The sequence below is a fragment of the Acinetobacter sp. A2 genome (assembly GCF_048537555.1).
Taxonomy (GTDB): Bacteria; Pseudomonadota; Gammaproteobacteria; order Pseudomonadales; family Moraxellaceae; genus Acinetobacter.
On record NZ_CP183239.1, the window covers coordinates 914,768 to 932,231 of the forward strand.

The 17,464-nt window shown below is 42.7% G+C and carries 11 protein-coding genes and 4 tRNA genes; 6 read left to right on the forward strand and 9 right to left on the reverse strand.

Going from position 1 to position 17,464, the window contains the following annotated elements; all coding sequences use genetic code 11:
- Positions 1 to 18: 18 nt before the first annotated feature.
- From nudC to dnaQ, 3 genes are all read right to left on the reverse strand, one after another.
- A complete protein-coding gene (gene nudC, locus ACNS8M_RS04310; RefSeq protein ID WP_168418636.1) occupies positions 19 to 792 on the reverse strand; it encodes an NAD(+) diphosphatase in 774 nt (257 codons plus the stop codon).
- Complete coding sequence (locus ACNS8M_RS04315; protein ID WP_419225202.1) at positions 792 to 2,435, reverse strand: chemotaxis protein; 1,644 nt, start codon at positions 2,433 to 2,435, stop codon at positions 792 to 794. The genes nudC and ACNS8M_RS04315 overlap by 1 nt, the downstream gene beginning before the upstream one ends.
- A gap of 127 nt (positions 2,436 to 2,562) precedes the next feature.
- A complete protein-coding gene (gene dnaQ / locus ACNS8M_RS04320) occupies positions 2,563 to 4,026 on the reverse strand; it encodes a DNA polymerase III subunit epsilon (protein ID WP_419225203.1) in 1,464 nt (487 codons plus the stop codon).
- Between the two features lie 212 nt (positions 4,027 to 4,238).
- Between dnaQ and ACNS8M_RS04325 the strand changes: the two genes are divergently transcribed.
- From ACNS8M_RS04325 to ACNS8M_RS04350, 6 genes are all read left to right on the forward strand, one after another.
- Positions 4,239 to 7,514, forward strand: coding sequence for a LysM peptidoglycan-binding domain-containing protein (locus ACNS8M_RS04325; RefSeq protein WP_419225204.1), 3,276 nt, complete (start codon positions 4,239 to 4,241; stop codon positions 7,512 to 7,514).
- 64 nt (positions 7,515 to 7,578) lie between these two features.
- Positions 7,579 to 9,417, forward strand: coding sequence for an extracellular solute-binding protein (locus ACNS8M_RS04330; protein ID WP_168418632.1), 1,839 nt, complete (start codon positions 7,579 to 7,581; stop codon positions 9,415 to 9,417).
- Positions 9,418 to 9,482: 65 nt separating this feature from the next.
- Positions 9,483 to 10,550, forward strand: coding sequence for a microcin C ABC transporter permease YejB (locus ACNS8M_RS04335; protein ID WP_419225205.1), 1,068 nt, complete (start codon positions 9,483 to 9,485; stop codon positions 10,548 to 10,550).
- Complete coding sequence (locus tag ACNS8M_RS04340; RefSeq protein ID WP_168418630.1) at positions 10,550 to 11,560, forward strand: ABC transporter permease; 1,011 nt, start codon at positions 10,550 to 10,552, stop codon at positions 11,558 to 11,560. Before ACNS8M_RS04335 ends, ACNS8M_RS04340 begins: the two co-directional genes overlap by 1 nt.
- Entirely contained in the window at positions 11,538 to 13,139 is a 1,602-nt protein-coding gene (locus ACNS8M_RS04345) for an ABC transporter ATP-binding protein (protein ID WP_419225324.1), read from the forward strand. Before ACNS8M_RS04340 ends, ACNS8M_RS04345 begins: the two co-directional genes overlap by 23 nt.
- Positions 13,140 to 13,407: 268 nt before the next feature.
- Positions 13,408 to 14,652, forward strand: coding sequence for an NADH:flavin oxidoreductase/NADH oxidase family protein (locus tag ACNS8M_RS04350; RefSeq protein ID WP_419225206.1), 1,245 nt, complete (start codon positions 13,408 to 13,410; stop codon positions 14,650 to 14,652).
- Between the two features lie 154 nt (positions 14,653 to 14,806).
- Here ACNS8M_RS04350 and ACNS8M_RS04355 read toward each other — a convergent pair.
- The 6 genes from ACNS8M_RS04355 to ACNS8M_RS04380 all read right to left on the reverse strand — a co-directional run bounded on the left by ACNS8M_RS04355 (position 14,807) and on the right by ACNS8M_RS04380 (position 17,325).
- Positions 14,807 to 14,882 (reverse strand) — tRNA-Glu (locus ACNS8M_RS04355).
- Positions 14,883 to 14,937: 55 nt separating this feature from the next.
- Positions 14,938 to 15,013: transfer RNA gene (locus tag ACNS8M_RS04360), tRNA-Glu, on the reverse strand.
- A gap of 25 nt (positions 15,014 to 15,038) precedes the next feature.
- Positions 15,039 to 15,114 (reverse strand) — tRNA-Glu (locus tag ACNS8M_RS04365).
- Positions 15,115 to 15,426: 312 nt separating this feature from the next.
- Positions 15,427 to 16,845, reverse strand: coding sequence for an amino acid permease (locus ACNS8M_RS04370; protein WP_419225207.1), 1,419 nt, complete (start codon positions 16,843 to 16,845; stop codon positions 15,427 to 15,429).
- 110 nt (positions 16,846 to 16,955) lie between these two features.
- Positions 16,956 to 17,031: transfer RNA gene (locus ACNS8M_RS04375), tRNA-Glu, on the reverse strand.
- Between the two features lie 135 nt (positions 17,032 to 17,166).
- Positions 17,167 to 17,325: a hypothetical protein gene (locus ACNS8M_RS04380; RefSeq protein ID WP_168418627.1), complete on the reverse strand. Its 159-nt coding sequence runs from the start codon at positions 17,323 to 17,325 to the stop codon at positions 17,167 to 17,169.
- Positions 17,326 to 17,464 lie beyond the last annotated feature (139 nt).

Sequence of the window (17,464 nt, forward strand, 5' to 3'; positions counted from 1 at the left end):
TTTAGGATAACAGCAGACTTATAGCCAAGCTTTGGTATCATCTGCAACAGCAGTGCCTTGCGTCACGTGCATTATCATGGCGTGTGCAATACTGCCTTTAAAGGGAATTTCAGGTAGCTGATCAAATTTAAAGAACTGCGCATCACGAATTTCTTCTTCTTGTAACTGAATTTCACCGCCTGCATATTCGGCTTTAAAAGCAATCATCAGATTACTTGGGAATGGCCAAGGCTGACTGGCTAGGTACTGAATATTTTTAAGTTGCACGCCAACCTCTTCAACGGTTTCACGACGTACCGCTTCTTCTAAGGTTTCACCCACTTCGACAAAGCCTGCAATAAGGCCATAAATTGGCTGTTTGTTGCGTGCATTGCGCGCCAGTAGTACTTCGTCTTCACCGCGAGTAATGACGGTAATCACACATGGATTGACACGTGGGTATTGATGATAGCCGCAAGCAGGGCAGACCATGGCATATTGGGTGGCATGCACTTCAGTTTTGTGACCACAATGGCTGCAGAATTTATGATTACGACGCCATTCCAATAACTGGATGGCACGGCTGGCTTGCTCAAATTGCTGAGTGTTCCACAGTTGTAATAACTGTCGGATAGGAATTAATTGAAAGCCATTTGGGATTGGTTCATCTTCGAGGAGGTCTCGGGCAATCACTTGATCGCCCGAGCTAAAGCTTAAGTCACTTGCCAGTTTTTCCACACGGGGCAGTTGGAAGTTTTCATCGACCAAAAGTTGTTGTTGCTGAAAAATATATGCAAGTGAGAGTTCAGTCATTAGGCTACAGTTTTCAATTTTTCACTACTGTCCAATGCTACCTTAAACATGCTGTGCAGAACAGGCTGTTTGTTCTTTAAATTGTCAATCAGCATATCTGCGCTGGCAAGTGTATCCAAGATGTGATTGACTTGCTCTGCAGTTAAGTTCTGACCTGCTTCAACTTGTGTTTTTACAAAATCGGCAGAGACTTTTAGGGCTTTTTGACCACTTTCTGCATTTAAGAACAACATTGCACCCGCAACCTCACGAATTTGAGCAGAAGTATGCTCCAATTCTGCAATATTTTGACTTTGCAAATGCTGAGTCAGGGTTTGCGTAATCAAATCAATCAGTAATTTGGTTTCGGTCAACAAGGCTTCATGCGCTTCATCTAAACGATCTAGCGAAATATTCATGTTGTTGACGCGCAACTGCAAGCGACTAGAGGTGTGATGACGTTCAAGCACACCAATTGAGTTCATGGCAGATAAAATCACGTTCATTAATTGCTGGGCAAAGTTTTCATCTTTGAGCAATTCAGGACGGCTTAATGATTCTGCCTGACGTTCTAAGTCTTGATTGGCTTCATTTAAGTTCAGTACTTTAAATAAGTTCGCCAACTCTTTTAACTTACTTTGCAATTCCTGTGTTTTTTCAGGACTCATGTTTTGGTAGTTGTATTCAATGTCATTGCGAATCTGTGCCATTTCTGTGGTCACTAAGTCGCTAATGGTGTGCATGGTGTCAAAATCTGGACCATATAAATGACGGCTGAATACTTGTAATTGTGTGTCAGTCAATAAGTCTTCACCAAGATTCATCTGGCTGCGAATATGTTGTGAAATCTCATCTTCTTGACTAATGCACAGACTTAAAATGTTCGCGAGATCAGTCAAGGTCGCAGTGAATGTTTCTGGCGCTGCAAAGTATTGACGCATATTGTGTTCAATACCAATGAGGGTGCGTAAGCGTGGCTCATTTAGCAACAAGTCATCAATATGGTTGAAGGCAACGTGTACCAAACCCCAATATTGTTGGCTCGGATGGCTTTCTGCCAAGCCTGCCAAATATGTCCCGACTAATTTGATTGCTTGAAGATCCATTTCAGATTCTTCTTGCTTGAGTAATTTGTGTAATGACAATTTATACAAGCGATGCACATAAGCCGACTTTTCTAATGAAGGCGCTTGCGGCAATTGAAAGCTAGGGGTGATGCAATCGAGCAGGCCTTCAATATGTTGACCTTCTTGCGTTAATGGTTTACCTAAAGGCAGTTCTAAACGGTTTAAGGTATCGAGCAAAAATTGTGGAATTTTAACTTCACGCAGGCAAATAAACTCAATATAACGCTTGAGCATAGTTGTGCCTTCGCTGAGCGCAATCACTTCCTGTGTGTTGATATTGCTTGGGTTCCCCATAATTTTGCGCATCAGTTCTGCAGAGTATTGCGCAATTTTTGCCAAGCTTTCCATATCAATTAAGGCTAAAACCTGAGCGCACTGTTCAAATTGATTCAGTGCATCATCAATACCAAAAGGTAAAGTTTGATCTTCTGCTAAGGTGCTTACTGCGGATTCAACCAGTTTGATAGAATTATCAACCTCATTTTTTATTATCAGCAAGGCAGTTGGATCAAAATGTATAGAGGTTTGGTAAGACATGGATCTGCACCTTTCCTAGTGTTTTATCTGTTTGTTGGTTCTTTGCAAAAATACAAAGTCCTATTTGCTTTAACTATAACTGAACTGGCGAATCTTTAAATACATAAAATTACAAAACTCGTAGATTTTATTTGGCAAAAAAGCAAGGTTTACCGTGTTTTTCTTCAAATTGTTTGACCCAATTCTCATGCGCAGCCAGTTCATCTTCTGAAGGTAATATTACCGCTAGGTCAATATCAATACTTAAACGGTCACTTTGACGTTGTTGTTCTTCACTTGCAGACAGGGTATCCATATCAAATGCAACCTGTCCACCCGTCATTGCCAAGTATACATCGGCAAGAATTTCGGCATCCAGTAATGCGCCGTGGAAGGTACGGTCACGCGCAGGAATCTCATAACGTCTGACCAAAGCATCCAAGGAGTTTTTTTGCCCAGGGTGTTTGCTTTTTGCCATCAGCAATGAGTCCGTTACGGTACACACTTCTGATAAATTACCCAAACCTGCGCGATTGAATTCCATGTCTAGGAAGTTCATATCGAAGGTAGCGTTATGCGCAATAATTTCTGCACCTTTGAGGTATTGATACAGCACATCTGCAATTTCGGCAAATTTTGGTTTATCTTTTAAGAACTCATCTGAAATACCGTGAATATTTTCTGATTCACCGACCAGTTTTTCAGGCTGGATATAAATGTGGATAGAACTGCCCGTGAGTTTACGGTTAATCATTTCCAGCGCACCCACTTCAATAATACGGTCACCGTCCTGATAATAAAAACCTGTGGTTTCCGTATCTAAAATCAGTTGGCGCGGGCCGTGTAGCGCAAGTGTGGCAGGCGTCACCACAATATGCGGGTGCATTGCAGATGTAGCATCCACAATATTTTCACTTGAGGTGACATTTTCTGAGTTTAGTGCTATTTCACGATCATTATTTAAAGTATCACCAGTAGCGGCCTGTGTGCTTTCATCATCCTCTATAATGCTGTGTTTTTGATCGTTACTTTCTAAATTGCTGTCTGGTGTTGTATTTTCCATTTCAGGTTCATCTTCAATCAGGTCAAAACCGAAAGGATCATCTAGTAACCAGTCAGATTCAGCTTTTTTTTTATCCTGTTGCGGTGCATCCAAAGTGGGTGCTGCATTAGATGGAGAATTCAAGGTTTTCTGAACTTGATCTGCACCCAAGTTGGCCAATTGGTCTGCCATTTCATTGCCTGCATGTCCTGCATGGCCTTTAATCCAGTTCCATTCAATTTCACGCCCCTGACACGTGGCATCTAATTTTTGCCAAAGGTCTGGGTTTTTGACATCTTTCCAGTTTTTCTTTTTCCAGCCGTGAATCCACTCGGTAATGCCTTGTTTGACATAGTTGGAGTCTGTCCAAATAATCAATTTGGCATCGGTTGGACAAAATAAAATTCCTTCAATGGCTGCAGTAAGTTCCATGCGGTTATTGGTGGTTTGTGCTTCGCCACCATGTAATTTATGCTCTGCCTGTTCGGTGATGATATACGCCCCCCAACCCCCTAAGCCAGGATTACCACGGCAAGCACCATCAACATATAATGTGATTGTTTGAGACATAAATCAGATCCGAAAACTCAGCAAAATAATTCAAAACAAAAAGCTATTGTATATCGCAAATTTAGTTTAGACCCAAAATTCCTGCTATTTTTTTAATTTCTTGTAACATTTATAGCGGAAACACGCTAAATTAAAGCCTTGTGTCGTTGTCTAGCTCCTCTACAATGGCATGTCTAAAAAATAATTTATATACGAGTTGTTTGGATTCTTTTATGTATAAACCAACCACGCGCTTGTGGCAGCCGACTTTACCTTCATTTTTTAAAATTACAGTTTTAGGTTCAGCATTGGCTGCCTTGGGCTTGATGTCTGGCTGTAGCTCGACCCAGGGTGCGAGCAAGCCACTTACTTCAAGTCAGGTCGGGTCGGGTTATTTAGATGCCAGCACACTGGATGGTTTGGAAGACTTACTATCTGCAACCGATATGCGTGCAGTTGAAGGCGATCGTCTATTAATTTTAAAACATGGCGATGTCTGGAAGCGTATGACCGTGGGTTTCAAAATGGATTTAAACCATTGGAACCCGCGTATTGAAGCACAGCGTGGCTGGTTTATTTCACGTCAGCCATATTTGGATCGTTTAAGTGCGCGTGCTTCGCGTTATTTGTATCACACGGTAAAAGAAGCTGAACGCCGTGGTATGCCAACTGAATTGGCATTGTTGCCTGTCATTGAAAGCTCGTATGACCCCGCTGCAACCAGTAGTGCTGCTGCTGCAGGTTTATGGCAGTTTATTCCAAGTACAGGCCGTATTTACGGCTTAAAACAAACCTCAATGTATGATGGCCGCCGAGATGTAGTGGAGTCGACTCGTGCTGCCTATGAGTTCTTAGGCAGTTTGTATAATCAGTTTGGTTCTTGGGAATTGGCATTGGCAGCCTATAACGCAGGGCCAGGTCGTATTCAGCAAGCGATTAACCGTAATAAAGCTGCTGGCTTGCCAACCGATTATTGGTCTTTGAAATTGCCTCAGGAAACCATGAATTATGTGCCACGTTTCTTGGCTGTGGCGCAAATTATTAAAAGTCCACATGCTTATGGCGTGTCTTTACCGCCTATTGCCAACCGTCCTCACTTCCGTGAGTTAAATGTAGGTGCGGTAAATTTAAATGATGTGGCCAGCATTACAGGTTTAAGCCGTGCGGAACTCTATTCGCTTAACCCAGGGCATCGTGGTGATCGGATCGACACGCAAAGCCCAATGCGAATTTTAATTCCTGCAGATTTAAGTCCAACGGTAGATGCACGATTAAAAAAATTACAAAGTGGTGGTGGTTTATGGGCAAGCAATACAAGTAACACGCCGTCGTTTTCTTCATCTGGAGTAACGATCACACCGTCTAAATCTGCGCCACCCGCATTGACCACGGCAACCACCAGTAGAACGACAACGAGTAAAACAGCATCTGCTACGCCAGCAGCAACCGCAAAAGCCGCAAGCACCACACCCTCAAATACCTCCACGACAGCCAGTGCGTCTAAACCTGCATCAACAACACCTGCACGTTTGTCACGTACACCACGAGGCTCAGATGCCTTGGCTGCATTTGCAGCAGGGAGTGATGTACCAAGTGCACCGCGTATTCCTGTTGCAGTTACGCCTGCGGCAAATATTCAACCTGTACGGATTGAACCACCAATTTCAACGACCGAGCGTGAACAGATTCTTGCTGCGGTACAGGCAGAAGGCAGTAATAAAACGGTGGAAGAGGTGTTGCAGCCTGTAGCCTCTAAGGCAGAGCAAGAGCAACTTGTGGCGGAACTAAAACAAATTGCACCTCAAGGCACTGAGATTGTCGATCCATACGATGGGAAAATTAAGCTTACAGCAATTCAAACCAGCCAGTCTGTGGCAGAGCAGCAAGGTAAAGAGTTAACCAAAGGCTTTGCTTACCCGAAAAGTGTGGCAGAAAGCACACGTGTAGATTCAGAAGAAGCCAAGCGCAATCAGGGTAAAAACTTTGTGCGTACGGACTCTGAAGTTGTGGTTATTCCGCCAAAAGGCAAACGGACTACTTATACCGTATTGGCGGGCGATACTTTGGCCAGTATTGCCATGAAAAATGGTTTGAATTGGCGTGATATTGCGAAGTGGAACCAAATTGCACCCGATGCAACTTTGTATGTAGGCACCAGTATTTATTTGTACGATGCCAAGCCACAGGCAGAGCCAGCCAAACCGAAAACCATGCCTGAGCAATATGTGGTGCAAGCCAATGATACTTTAACAGGTGTTGCCAGTCAGTTTGGTTTAAGCGTTAAACAATTGGCAGATTATAATAATTTGAGCACTACCAGTGGTTTATTGGTCGGACAGCGTTTAAGTTTAAAAGAAACTGCGGCATCTAAAGCCAAAGCGGAAGCGGATAAAAAAGCGGCAGAACAAGCCACAAAAGTCGTGACCAAAAGCTATGTGGTGAAACGTGGCGAATATTTAAAACTGATAGCTGATCGCTATGCTTTGTCTAATCAGGAATTGGCAGATTTAACCCCAGGTCTGACGGCGGGCAGCAGTTTATTGGTGGGTCAGCGTATTAATGTCCCTGTAAATGAAGCAACGACTCAGAAAGCTGAAGCGAACAAAGCCGAGGCCAGTAAGTCAGAAGCAAAAACTGAAGCACCAAACTATCCAACAGAAAATTATCAGGTACAGCGTGGCGATACTTTATCCAGTATTGCCAACCAAGCCAAAATTTCGTTGGCTGAATTGGCCAGTTTGAACAATTTAACCACCCAAAGTGGGGTACGCATTGGTCAAAGCTTAAAAGTACCTGCGGGCGTTAATGTACCTGAGCGTTATACGGTACAACGTGGAGATACCTTATCTGCTATTTCTACCAAATATAACTTGAGTCAGGAATACATAGCAGAGTTGAATAACATTAGCCGTAACGGTGGTTTAAGAGCAGGACAAAGTCTGAAACTCACGGGTGATGTTCCTGATAAAAAAGCCCAAGTTGAAGCAGCGACTGAAACTGCCAATGATATTCACGTCGTGAAAGCAGGGGAAACTTTAAGCAGTATTGCTCGCCAATATAAATTGCAATTGAGTTATTTGGCAGAGCTGAATGAATTATCGCGTACCGCCAATGTGCGTATTGGGCAGCGCTTAAAAGTTGATGCCAGCGCTGCAACTGTTGATGCAAAAGCCGAAGTATCAAACGTAGCTAAAAGTAGCAGTACTAAAGCGACTGAAGCTTATCGCGTAAAAAGTGGCGAGTCCTTAAATTCAATTGCCAACCGTGTTGGTATTTCAGTTGCTGAATTGGCTAGTTTAAATGGCTTAACCCCACGTTCAGGCTTACAGATTGGTCAAAGTATTCAAATTCCAAAAACTGTGACTGAATATAAGGTCAAACGTGGAGATACATTGATTGGTTTGGCCAACCGTTATGGTATCGACAGCAAAGCTTTGGCCGATTTAAATGACATGCAGCCGAATACGCAATTGCGCATTGGTGATGTGATTAAAGTCCCGAATCTGTAATGATCAATCTCCAGGATGCGCTGTGGGCTGCATCCTGAGTGATACTGCACAAGGAGCTGTGCGCATGTCTTTCGCGCTACACAAAACATTGTTCTGTCTAGTGGGATGTCTGGCATTGCCACAGTTCGGTTGGGCTGCCATTCAAACTACACCATATATTGCGGTGCATAGCCAACCTCAGTATGCGGGGCGTACAGCCATGCCTTATGCCAATCCGCATGCACCCAAAGGTGGAGATTTGATTCGCGCCAGTAATGGCACTTTTGACAATTTAAATGACATGAATGGCAAAGGCAGCTCCACCGATGGGGTGAATTTTTTGTTTGATTCACTCATGAGCAGTTCTTTAGACGAGCCGGGAGTGATGTATCCCTTATTGGCTGAAAAAGTTAGCTATGACCCGAAGCAAACAGCCTTTGTGATTTTTCATTTGAATCCTCAAGCAAAGTTTAGCGATGGCAGTCCAGTCACTGCAGAAGATGTTAAATTCAGTTTTGATGCATTTCAGACCAAGTCCAATCCGGGTTTGCAAATGTATTTGTCTGACTTGGATAAAACCACAGTCTTGTCCAAACATCAGGTAAAAGTCAGTTTTAAATCCAGCAACAATGCAGAAATGCCCTTAATTTTGTCGCAAATGCCCATCTATTCTAAAAAAGATTGGCAAAAGCGTGATTTTACCCGTATTACCCTCGAACCTATTTTAGGTTCTGGGCCTTATCTGATTGAACGGATTGATGCAGGGCGCAGCATCACCTATAAACGTAATCCTAATTACTGGGGCAAGGATCTGCCCATAAACAAAGGGCGCTATAATTTTGACCGCCTAAAATATGTGTATTATCGCAATCTAGATATTGCCTTTGAAGGCTTTAAGTCGGGGCAATATACGCTGCATGAAGAATATACGGCACGTAAATGGGTGACGGAATATCGTTTCCCTGCCGTGAATGCGGGCATGGTGGTTAAGCATAAATTTCAGCACCAGAACCCAATTCCAACTCAAAGTTTTGTATTCAATACCCGCAGACATGCATTTCAGGATATTCGTTTTCGGCAAGCCTTGACCTATGCTTACGATTTTGAATGGCAAAACAAAGCTCTGTTTTATGGGCAATATCGCCGTTTGCAAAGCTATTTTTCTAATAGCGAGCTAGAGGCTAAAGGCACACCATCAGCCGAAGAATTGGCCATTTTAAAACCCTATTTAGCCAAACTACATCCAGTCCAACGACAAGGTGTATTGCAAAACTGGCAGTTTCCTGTGACCGATGCCAGCGGATTTAACCGCAGTGGATTGCTTAAAGCACGTGAGCTACTTTTGAAAGCAGGTTATCGTTTTCAGCATGGCAAATTGGTAGATGCCAAAGGCAAACCTATCCAAATAGAATTTCTGATTCATCAAGATGGCTTACAACGGACTTTAATGCCCTTTGTGCGCAATATGAAACGCCTAGGTGTGGTTGTGACCATTCGGCATGTGGATGTGCCGCAATATATTGAACGGATGCGCCGTGCCGACTTTGATATGACCACTAGCGTCATGCCGCAATCTTTAAGTCCTGGCAATGAACAGGCACAGCTATGGAGTAGCGCTGCCGCAGATCAGCCAGGAAATTATAATTATGCAGGGATTAAAAACCCAGTGATTGATGAAGTGGTACAACAGTTGATCCGTGCACCCAACCGTGAACAGTTAATTGTACGTACCAAGGTTTTAGATCGTTTATTGCGGGCAGGTTATTATCAAATTCCAACCTACGGCAAAGGTGAAAACTGGTATGCCTACTGGAATATGTATCGTCAGCCTGCCATTAAACCTAAATTATCTGCAGGGATTGATTACTGGTGGAGCGATGCAACTCAAGCCAAGAAAGTTGCACATTATTTGCGTCAACAATAACGATTTTTAAAATTCAAGCATGACAGTGTTTGCGATGAACCAGCACATTGCCAAAAGGTGAGCACATGGGCACATATATACTAAAAAGATTGCTGCTGATTATTCCCACCCTGTTTTTCATTTTATTGATTAACTTTGTGGTGATTCAAATTGCACCAGGTGGGCCAGTCGAGCAAGCCATTCAGCAGGCTGAAGCTTTTCAGGGCATGGGCATGAGTGGTGGCGAAACTGTGGTAAGCAATAGCGGTAATTATCAGGGTGCCAAAGGTCTAAGTGATGAAATGGTGGCAAAAATTGAAGCGCAATATGGGTTTGACAAGCCTGCCCACGAGCGCTTTTGGCAAATGCTGACCAGTTATGTGCAACTCGATTTCGGTACTAGCTTTTTTAAAGATAAACCTGTGACTCAATTACTGTTGGAAAAGTTACCTGTATCTTTATCTTTAGGGCTTTGGAGTACTTTGCTGATCTATCTGATTTCTATTCCACTTGGGATTACAAAAGCCCGTCAGCATGGTTTGCTATTTGATAAAGCCACTTCAATTTTGTTGGCAATTGGCTACGCCATTCCTGCGTTTGCATTTGCGATTTTGCTGATTGTATTTTTTGCAGGTGGTTCGTATTTCCAGTGGTTCCCATTACAAGGCTTGGTTTCTGAAAATTTTGTTCAGCTGAGTTTGTGGGGCAAAATTACCGATTATTTCTGGCACATGACCTTGCCCTTACTGGCAATGGTGATCGGTGGGTTTGCAGGGCTGACGTATCTGACCAAATACTCTTTTATGGAAGAGTTAAATAAACAATATGTACTGGCAGCTCGCTCCAAAGGCTTAACCGAGTCACGTGTGTTGTATGGGCATGTGTTTCGTAATGCCATGCTAATTGTGATTGCAGGCTTACCTGAAGCTTTGGTGGGGATTTTCTTTGTGGGCAATCTGTTTATCGAAATTATTTTTAATTTGGATGGATTAGGTTTGCTTGGCTTTGAAGCAATTGTGCAGCGTGATTATCCTGTTATTTTTGGTACCTTGTTTATTTTTACCCTTTTGGGTTTAATTTTAAGATTAATCAGTGATGTGCTGTATCAGGTGATTGACCCTCGAATTAACTTTGAATCGCGGGGGACAAAATAATGTCACCAATTACGCGCGCACGTTTGCAACGTTTTAAGCAAAATAAACTGGGTTTTGGCTGTTTTATCGTCTTTATTGTCATTTTTGTATTGTCCTTGGCCGCAGAGTTAATCGCCAACGATAAGCCGTTATTGGTCAAATACGAGCAGTCTTTATATATGCCTGTGTTTAAGGCCTATCCTGAAACGACTTTTGGTGGTGTGTTTGAAACCGAAGCGGATTATAAAGACCCCGTGGTGCAACAGTTAATTACTAATAAAGGTTGGGCGCTTTGGCCGCTGATAGAATTTTCTTACCAAACGCCGAATTTGGATTTGGCTGTGCCTGTACCATCGCCACCAACCGCACAAAACTGGCTAGGCACAGATGATCAAGGTCGTGATGTTTTGGCACGCATTCTATATGGTTTGCGGGTGTCACTGCTGTTTGGGTTTGCACTGACTTTTGCATCGGCAGTTTTGGGCATTATGGTTGGGGCGATTCAGGGCTACTATGGAGGCTGGATTGATCTGATTGGGCAGCGTGTTTTAGAGGTCTGGGGCGGTCTGCCAATGCTGTTCATGGTGATGATCTTAGTCAGTATGTTTACTCCAAGTGTGTACTGGTTATTTGTGATTATGCTGCTGTTTGGTTGGACCAGTTTGGTTGGCTTGGTGCGTGCAGAATTTTTACGTGCTCGAAATTTTGATTATGTGCGTGCAGCGCGGAGTTTGGGGGTTACCGATCGTACCATTATGTTTCGGCATATTTTACCCAATGCCATGAGTTCGAGTTTATCGCAGTTGCCGTTTATGCTCACAGCCAATATCACTGCTTTAACCGCACTCGACTTTTTAGGTTATGGCTTACCGCCCGATGCGGCATCTTTGGGCGAGCTGTTATTACAAGGTAAAAATAATTTAAATGCACCGTGGTTGGCATTGTCAGGCTTTTTTACTTTAGCCATCGTTCTATCCTTATTAATTTATATTGGGGAGGCAACACGTGATGCATTCGACCCAAGACGTTAATCAGTTGGCTGAACTTTCAAATTCAGTGTTGCTCAAAGTCAGTCAGCTGAATATTCAGCATCAGCAACAGGTGTTACTGCATGATTTAAATTTTGAATTGCATGCTGGTGAAACCATCGCTTTAGTGGGTGAAAGTGGCTCTGGAAAATCCATTAGTAGTTTGGCCTTACTGGGCTTGCTGCCGCCACATTTACAGGTACAAGGCCAAGCTATATTTGCAGAACAGGATTTACTGCGTCTCAAGCCACAACAACTGCGACAAGTTCGTGGTCAAAGTATTGCCATGATTTTTCAGGAACCGATGACTGCTTTAAATCCGTTGCATCGGGTAGAAAAGATTATAGGGGAAAGTTTATGGTTGCATGGTTGGAGCAAGGAAAAAGCACGTGCGCGAGTATTGGAATTACTTGAGGATGTCGGCATTCCGCAGCCAGAGGAGAAGTTAAAGCGCTATCCGCATGAATTGTCTGGTGGGCAGCGGCAGCGAGTGATGATTGCTATGGCTTTGGCGCTTGATCCTGACATTCTAATTGCCGATGAACCTACGACCGCTTTGGATGTGACTTTACAGGCGCAGATTTTGGATTTATTAAAAAGCTTGCAAGCACGCCGTAACATGGCAATGATTTTGATTAGCCATGATTTGAATTTGGTTAAACATTATGCTGATCAAGTGATTGTGATGAATCGTGGACGGGTTGAAGAACAGGGCAGTGTTACAGAAATTTTTAGTCAGCCTAAGCAAGCTTATACGCAAAATTTATTGAATCACGATTTTGGCGAAGCCTTACAGGTTGAAGAATTGTCTACCGTATTAGCATTGGATCAGGTTGGGGTGAAGTTTCCAATTAAACAGGGCTTACTGAATCGGGTTAAAGATTATGTAGTTGCAGTTGAACCTTTGGCTTTAGCACTAGCACAGGGACAATCGGTTGGAATTGTGGGGGAGAGTGGTTCGGGTAAAAGTTCACTAGCACTTGCAATTGCCCGTTTAATTGAAAGTGAAGGCAAAATTGAGCTGCTTGGGCAAGATTTAAATGCGTTAAATGAACGGCAATTGCGTCCTTTACGTCAGCATTTTCAAATCGTGTTTCAAGACCCATTCAGCAGTTTAAACCCGCGTTTAAATGTGGAACAAACTATTGGTGAAGGTTTGGCTTTACAGCACTTGTCTAAACAGGAGATCAGCCAGCGCATAGATGAAGCTTTAAGCAAAGTAGAATTACCCGTGAGTTTTAAACAGCGCTATCCGCATGAACTCTCGGGTGGGCAACGTCAGCGAATTGCATTGGCGCGCGCTTTGGTACTTTGCCCTAAATTGCTGATTATGGATGAGCCAACATCTGCTTTAGACCGTACGACACAACGTGCGGTGGTGCAGTTGTTGCGCCGTTTACAGCAGCAGGAGCAAATGAGTTATTTATTTATTAGCCATGATTTGCAAGTGGTGAAAGCGCTGTGCCAAAAAGTCTTGGTGCTGCATCAAGCCAAAGTGATGGAGTTTCAGAACACCGAACAGCTGTTTAGTCATCCTCAAACAGAATATACCCGCCAGTTGATTGCAGCTAGTGAGTATTAGAACTTGTTGGAGTCATCCATTCCTATAGCAATTTTTGATTAATCCAAAAGCATCATTTGTGATGTGTAAATTATTTGAAAACTTTTCTTCAGCTGAAGAAGGTTTGGGTGAGCGGATAATGGATTATGGTTTGAAAGAGGGTGTATAAATAAGTCTAACAGCCCTGAATGATTTAACCATTTTGACAATAAGATTTGTCAAAATGGCATTGACCTGTTCTGAAAAATCTTTAGAGTAAAAGTTCAAAAAGTACAAAACGGAACAGAGTATGAGCCATCTTGCCGAAACAATACAAATTCGTAATACCACGTTTAAAAACCGCATTATTAAAGGTGCAATGAGTGAGGCGCTAGCCAATACCGCAGGACAACCGAATACACTGCATTTAGGTTTATATGAAGCATGGGCAAAAGGTGGCTTGGGTTGCGCAATTACAGGCAATGTCATGGTCGATTTACGCGCTAAAAATGAACCAGGCGTGGTGGGTATTGAATCGGCCCGAGATTTAGACCAGCTCAAACAATGGGCAGACATAGGAAAGCGTTATGACATGGTACAGCTAGTACAGTTGTCACATCCTGGTCGTCAGTGCCCGAAGGGTTTGAACAAAGAAACCGTTGCACCTTCTGCTGTGCCATTTAGCCCTAATTTGGCTTTAAGTTTTGGTACTCCACGTGAACTACGTGATGATGAAATTTTAGATATTATTCAGCGTTTTGCCAAAGCCGCACAAATTTGTGAACAAGCGGGTTTTGAGGGTATTCAATTACACGGTGCACATGGTTATTTGATTAGCCAATTTTTATCGCCACTTACCAATAAACGCCAAGACCAATGGGGTGGCAGTATAGAAAATCGAATGCGCTTTTTGATGGAAATTTATCAGGCGGTGCGTGCTGCAACATCGGATAATTTTATTGTATCAGTCAAATTGAATTCTGCAGACTTTCAGCGCGGCGGCATCACGGAAGAAGAAGTGATCACGGTTTTTAAAGCCATGGATGAAGCAGGAGTTGACCTGATTGAAATTTCAGGGGGAACGTATGAAGCCCCAGCCATGGCAGGTTCTAAAGCAGATAAGCGCAAGCCTAGTACGATTGCACGTGAAGCCTACTTCTTATCTTTTGCAGAATTGATCCGCAGCCAGGTGAAATGTCATTTAATGGTGACGGGTGGTTTTAGAACGGTCGAAGCTATGAATGCTGCGTTAGACAGTGGTGCATGTGATTTTATTGGTATTGCTCGCCCATTTGCTGTAGAAACGGATTTAGCCAACCGCTTGCTGGTAGGGCAAGACGTACGTTATGGCGTTGATAAAATTAAAACAGGCATTCCGATGATTGATAAAATGGCAATTATGGAAATTATTTGGTATGCCGCCCAGTTTAAGGCAATTGCTCAGGGCAAGCGTCCAAATCCAAAACTCTCTCCGTTAAAAGTCTTTTTTAAATATTTAAAAGGAAATTTGACAGCGGTGATTAAAGGGCAGGTGAATTCGCGTAAATCGGCTTAATAGTCTTGCTGTTATGTATTGTGGATAGGCTCAAAGTGTGGATTATTGACTTTGAGTCTTTCACTTTACTGCTCAAAGGTTTCTGAGTGCCGAAATAGCAAAAAGCTCAAGTCATTGTGCTTGGGCTTTTTGTTGAAATGTATCATTTCAAATATGGCGTCCCTACGGGGATTCGAACCCCGGTTACCGCCGTGAAAGGGCGATGTCCTAGGCCTCTAGACGATAGGGACAAATAGAAGTTTATATTTTTAAACCATGTAACAACATTTTGAGTTGTTTAGAATATGGCGTCCCTACGGGGATTCGAACCCCGGTTACCGCCGTGAAAGGGCGATGTCCTAGGCCTCTAGACGATAGGGACTTAAAAAAATACTTACTTCTGAAATTGGCGTCCCTACGGGGATTCGAACCCCGGTTACCGCCGTGAAAGGGCGATGTCCTAGGCCTCTAGACGATAGGGACGTTTCAGAGGTGGGCGTATAATAGGGCGTATATTGGGGGGTGTCAAACGCTTTTCTGCAATAATTTTGAAAAAAATGTCCGACTGGATAAAATTAAAACTATTCAGCTCAAGTCATTGCATTTAAGTGGTAAAAATCATGCTTTTCACACAATTTGAAGTGTGCACATTTTTAGTTCAGCTAGTTTAATAATTTATGTAACAACAAGATTGATCTTTAATCTAAATACAACGCAAAAATAAAACAGGAGAATAATCTTTTAGATTACCCTCCTGTTCGTATTCATTTTTAAAGTGAACTGTTGAATATAGACTTATGATTTTGGATGATAAATCGTGTAATAGCTGATATAGCACAGTGCAATAAAAATCATACAGCCAATAAAGCCAGCCCACATTTCAGGGTCAAATACCATGCTAAGGCAGGTGATAAAGCAAAACACAAAACCTAAAATAGGGACAAGCGGGAACAGTGGTGATGTAAAGCCAAGGTCTTGAACGGTTTTACCTTGTTTATACCATTGACGTCGGAAATTGAACTGGCTTAAACAAATACTCATCCACACCACTACCATAGTAAACGCAGCAACACCCAACAAGTTTTTAAAGATGGTTTCAGGTGCGAATTGTTCAGACAATAAACCTGGCATTGCCCCTAACATCGTTACCATCACTGCAATGTATGGAATACCGCGTGCATTCACTTTAGAGAAAATCTGCGGTAATTGTTTTTGATGTGACAACGACCACATCATCCGTGAAGCTGCAAATAAGCCAGAGTTTGCAGCAGACAGTAAAGCTGTAATAATCACAAAGCGAATAATATCTTCTGCATAAGGAATACCAATCTGATTAAACACGGTCACAAAAGGACTGCTGCTGACGCCTTCAGCGGCCAAACCTGCAGCCTGATGAGGCAATAAGGCACTGATCACGACAATTGTACCCACAAAGAAAATCAACAGGCGGAAAATGGCAGTGTTAATGGCTTTGGGTACATTTTTGGCAGGATCTTTAGTTTCACCTGCAGCGACACCAATTAGCTCAGTGCCTGAAAAGGCAAAATTCACAATTAACATGGTGGCAAAAATAGGGAATAAACCTTCAGGAAACCAGCCTTGTGCGGTCAAATTGCTGAATAATGGTGCGGAGCTATAACCTTGATAAGATACAGCGCCAAAAATAGCCATTAAACCCAAAACAATAAAGGCAATTACGGTGACTACTTTGACTAATGACAGCCAAAATTCAGACTCTGCAAAAAGGCGGGTTGAAATCATATTCAAACTGAACACGACGCCACCAAAAATGAGTGTCCAAATCCACATGGAAATATGCGGAAACCATTCCTGCATGAGCAAGGCTGCAGCGGTAAACTCTGTACCCAAGGTGACTGACCACGTGAGCCAATACAGCCAAGTAATGGTATAACCCGTGCCTGGGCCAATATATTGTTTGGCATAAGCACCAAATGAACCTGAAACAGGCAAGTGTACGGCAAGTTCGCCCAAACACAGCATGACCATGTAGGCAATTAAACCACCAAAAATATACGCGATAATTGCGCCAATAGGCCCTGTTTGTGCAATCACTTCACCTGAGCCAAGAAATAAACCTGTACCAATGGCTCCGCCCAATGAAATCATAACCAAATGGCGGGTACTCATTGCACGTTTTAAAGGCTCAGCACGACCTTGATGCACAACATCATTCTGATGATTGGATGACTGCATAAGTGATAGGAGAAAAAATAAAAGAAGCGAAGTATTGTAGAGAAAAACTACAATTCTGCAATCTTGAAAATAATATGTTTGAATTAGAAATGATCGTATAGCACGATAAATGGCGTCCCTACGGGGATTCGAACCCCGGTTACCGCCGTGAAAGGGCGATGTCCTAGGCCTCTAGACGATAGGGACGTTGTGAGGTGATGCGTATATTATTAATTTTTAAGGTGAGTGTCAAACCAGAATTAAATAAAATCCAATCACTAAATTGCAATTTGTTTAAAAAATAATAACTCACAAATAAAGAATTAGCTGAACGAATCCATTTTAATGTTCGGGTGTTTGGTATTGCTTTTCTGCAGCTGTTTCTGTTGCGGGTACAGTTTGAGTTGGAGTTTCTGCCTTGTCGCTGTCACGGTTAACAATATAGATATATAACGCAGAAGGCGCCAAAATGACCAGAACCAAGAGAATCTTTTTTAACATGACAGCAAAGCACAAATAATTGAACTGACTCATTATAACCAAATAAAGGTTAAAAGAGTGATTCAGTGCCTAAGGTGAGTAAAAGATAAGTTGTTACTATAAAAAACATGGCAGACGTTTAACGGCTGCCATGTTTAGA

Coding starts and splice junctions, on each gene's coding strand:
- nudC (WP_168418636.1), bottom strand. CDS start 792: ATGACTGAACTCTCACTTGCATATATTTTTCAGCAACAACAACTTTTG.
- ACNS8M_RS04315 (WP_419225202.1), bottom strand. CDS start 2,435: ATGTCTTACCAAACCTCTATACATTTTGATCCAACTGCCTTGCTGATA.
- dnaQ (WP_419225203.1), bottom strand. CDS start 4,026: ATGTCTCAAACAATCACATTATATGTTGATGGTGCTTGCCGTGGTAAT.
- ACNS8M_RS04325 (WP_419225204.1), top strand. CDS start 4,239: ATGTATAAACCAACCACGCGCTTGTGGCAGCCGACTTTACCTTCATTT.
- ACNS8M_RS04330 (WP_168418632.1), top strand. CDS start 7,579: ATGTCTTTCGCGCTACACAAAACATTGTTCTGTCTAGTGGGATGTCTG.
- ACNS8M_RS04335 (WP_419225205.1), top strand. CDS start 9,483: ATGGGCACATATATACTAAAAAGATTGCTGCTGATTATTCCCACCCTG.
- ACNS8M_RS04340 (WP_168418630.1), top strand. CDS start 10,550: ATGTCACCAATTACGCGCGCACGTTTGCAACGTTTTAAGCAAAATAAA.
- ACNS8M_RS04345 (WP_419225324.1), top strand. CDS start 11,538: ATGCATTCGACCCAAGACGTTAATCAGTTGGCTGAACTTTCAAATTCA.
- ACNS8M_RS04350 (WP_419225206.1), top strand. CDS start 13,408: ATGAGCCATCTTGCCGAAACAATACAAATTCGTAATACCACGTTTAAA.
- ACNS8M_RS04370 (WP_419225207.1), bottom strand. CDS start 16,845: ATGCAGTCATCCAATCATCAGAATGATGTTGTGCATCAAGGTCGTGCT.
- ACNS8M_RS04380 (WP_168418627.1), bottom strand. CDS start 17,325: ATGTTAAAAAAGATTCTCTTGGTTCTGGTCATTTTGGCGCCTTCTGCG.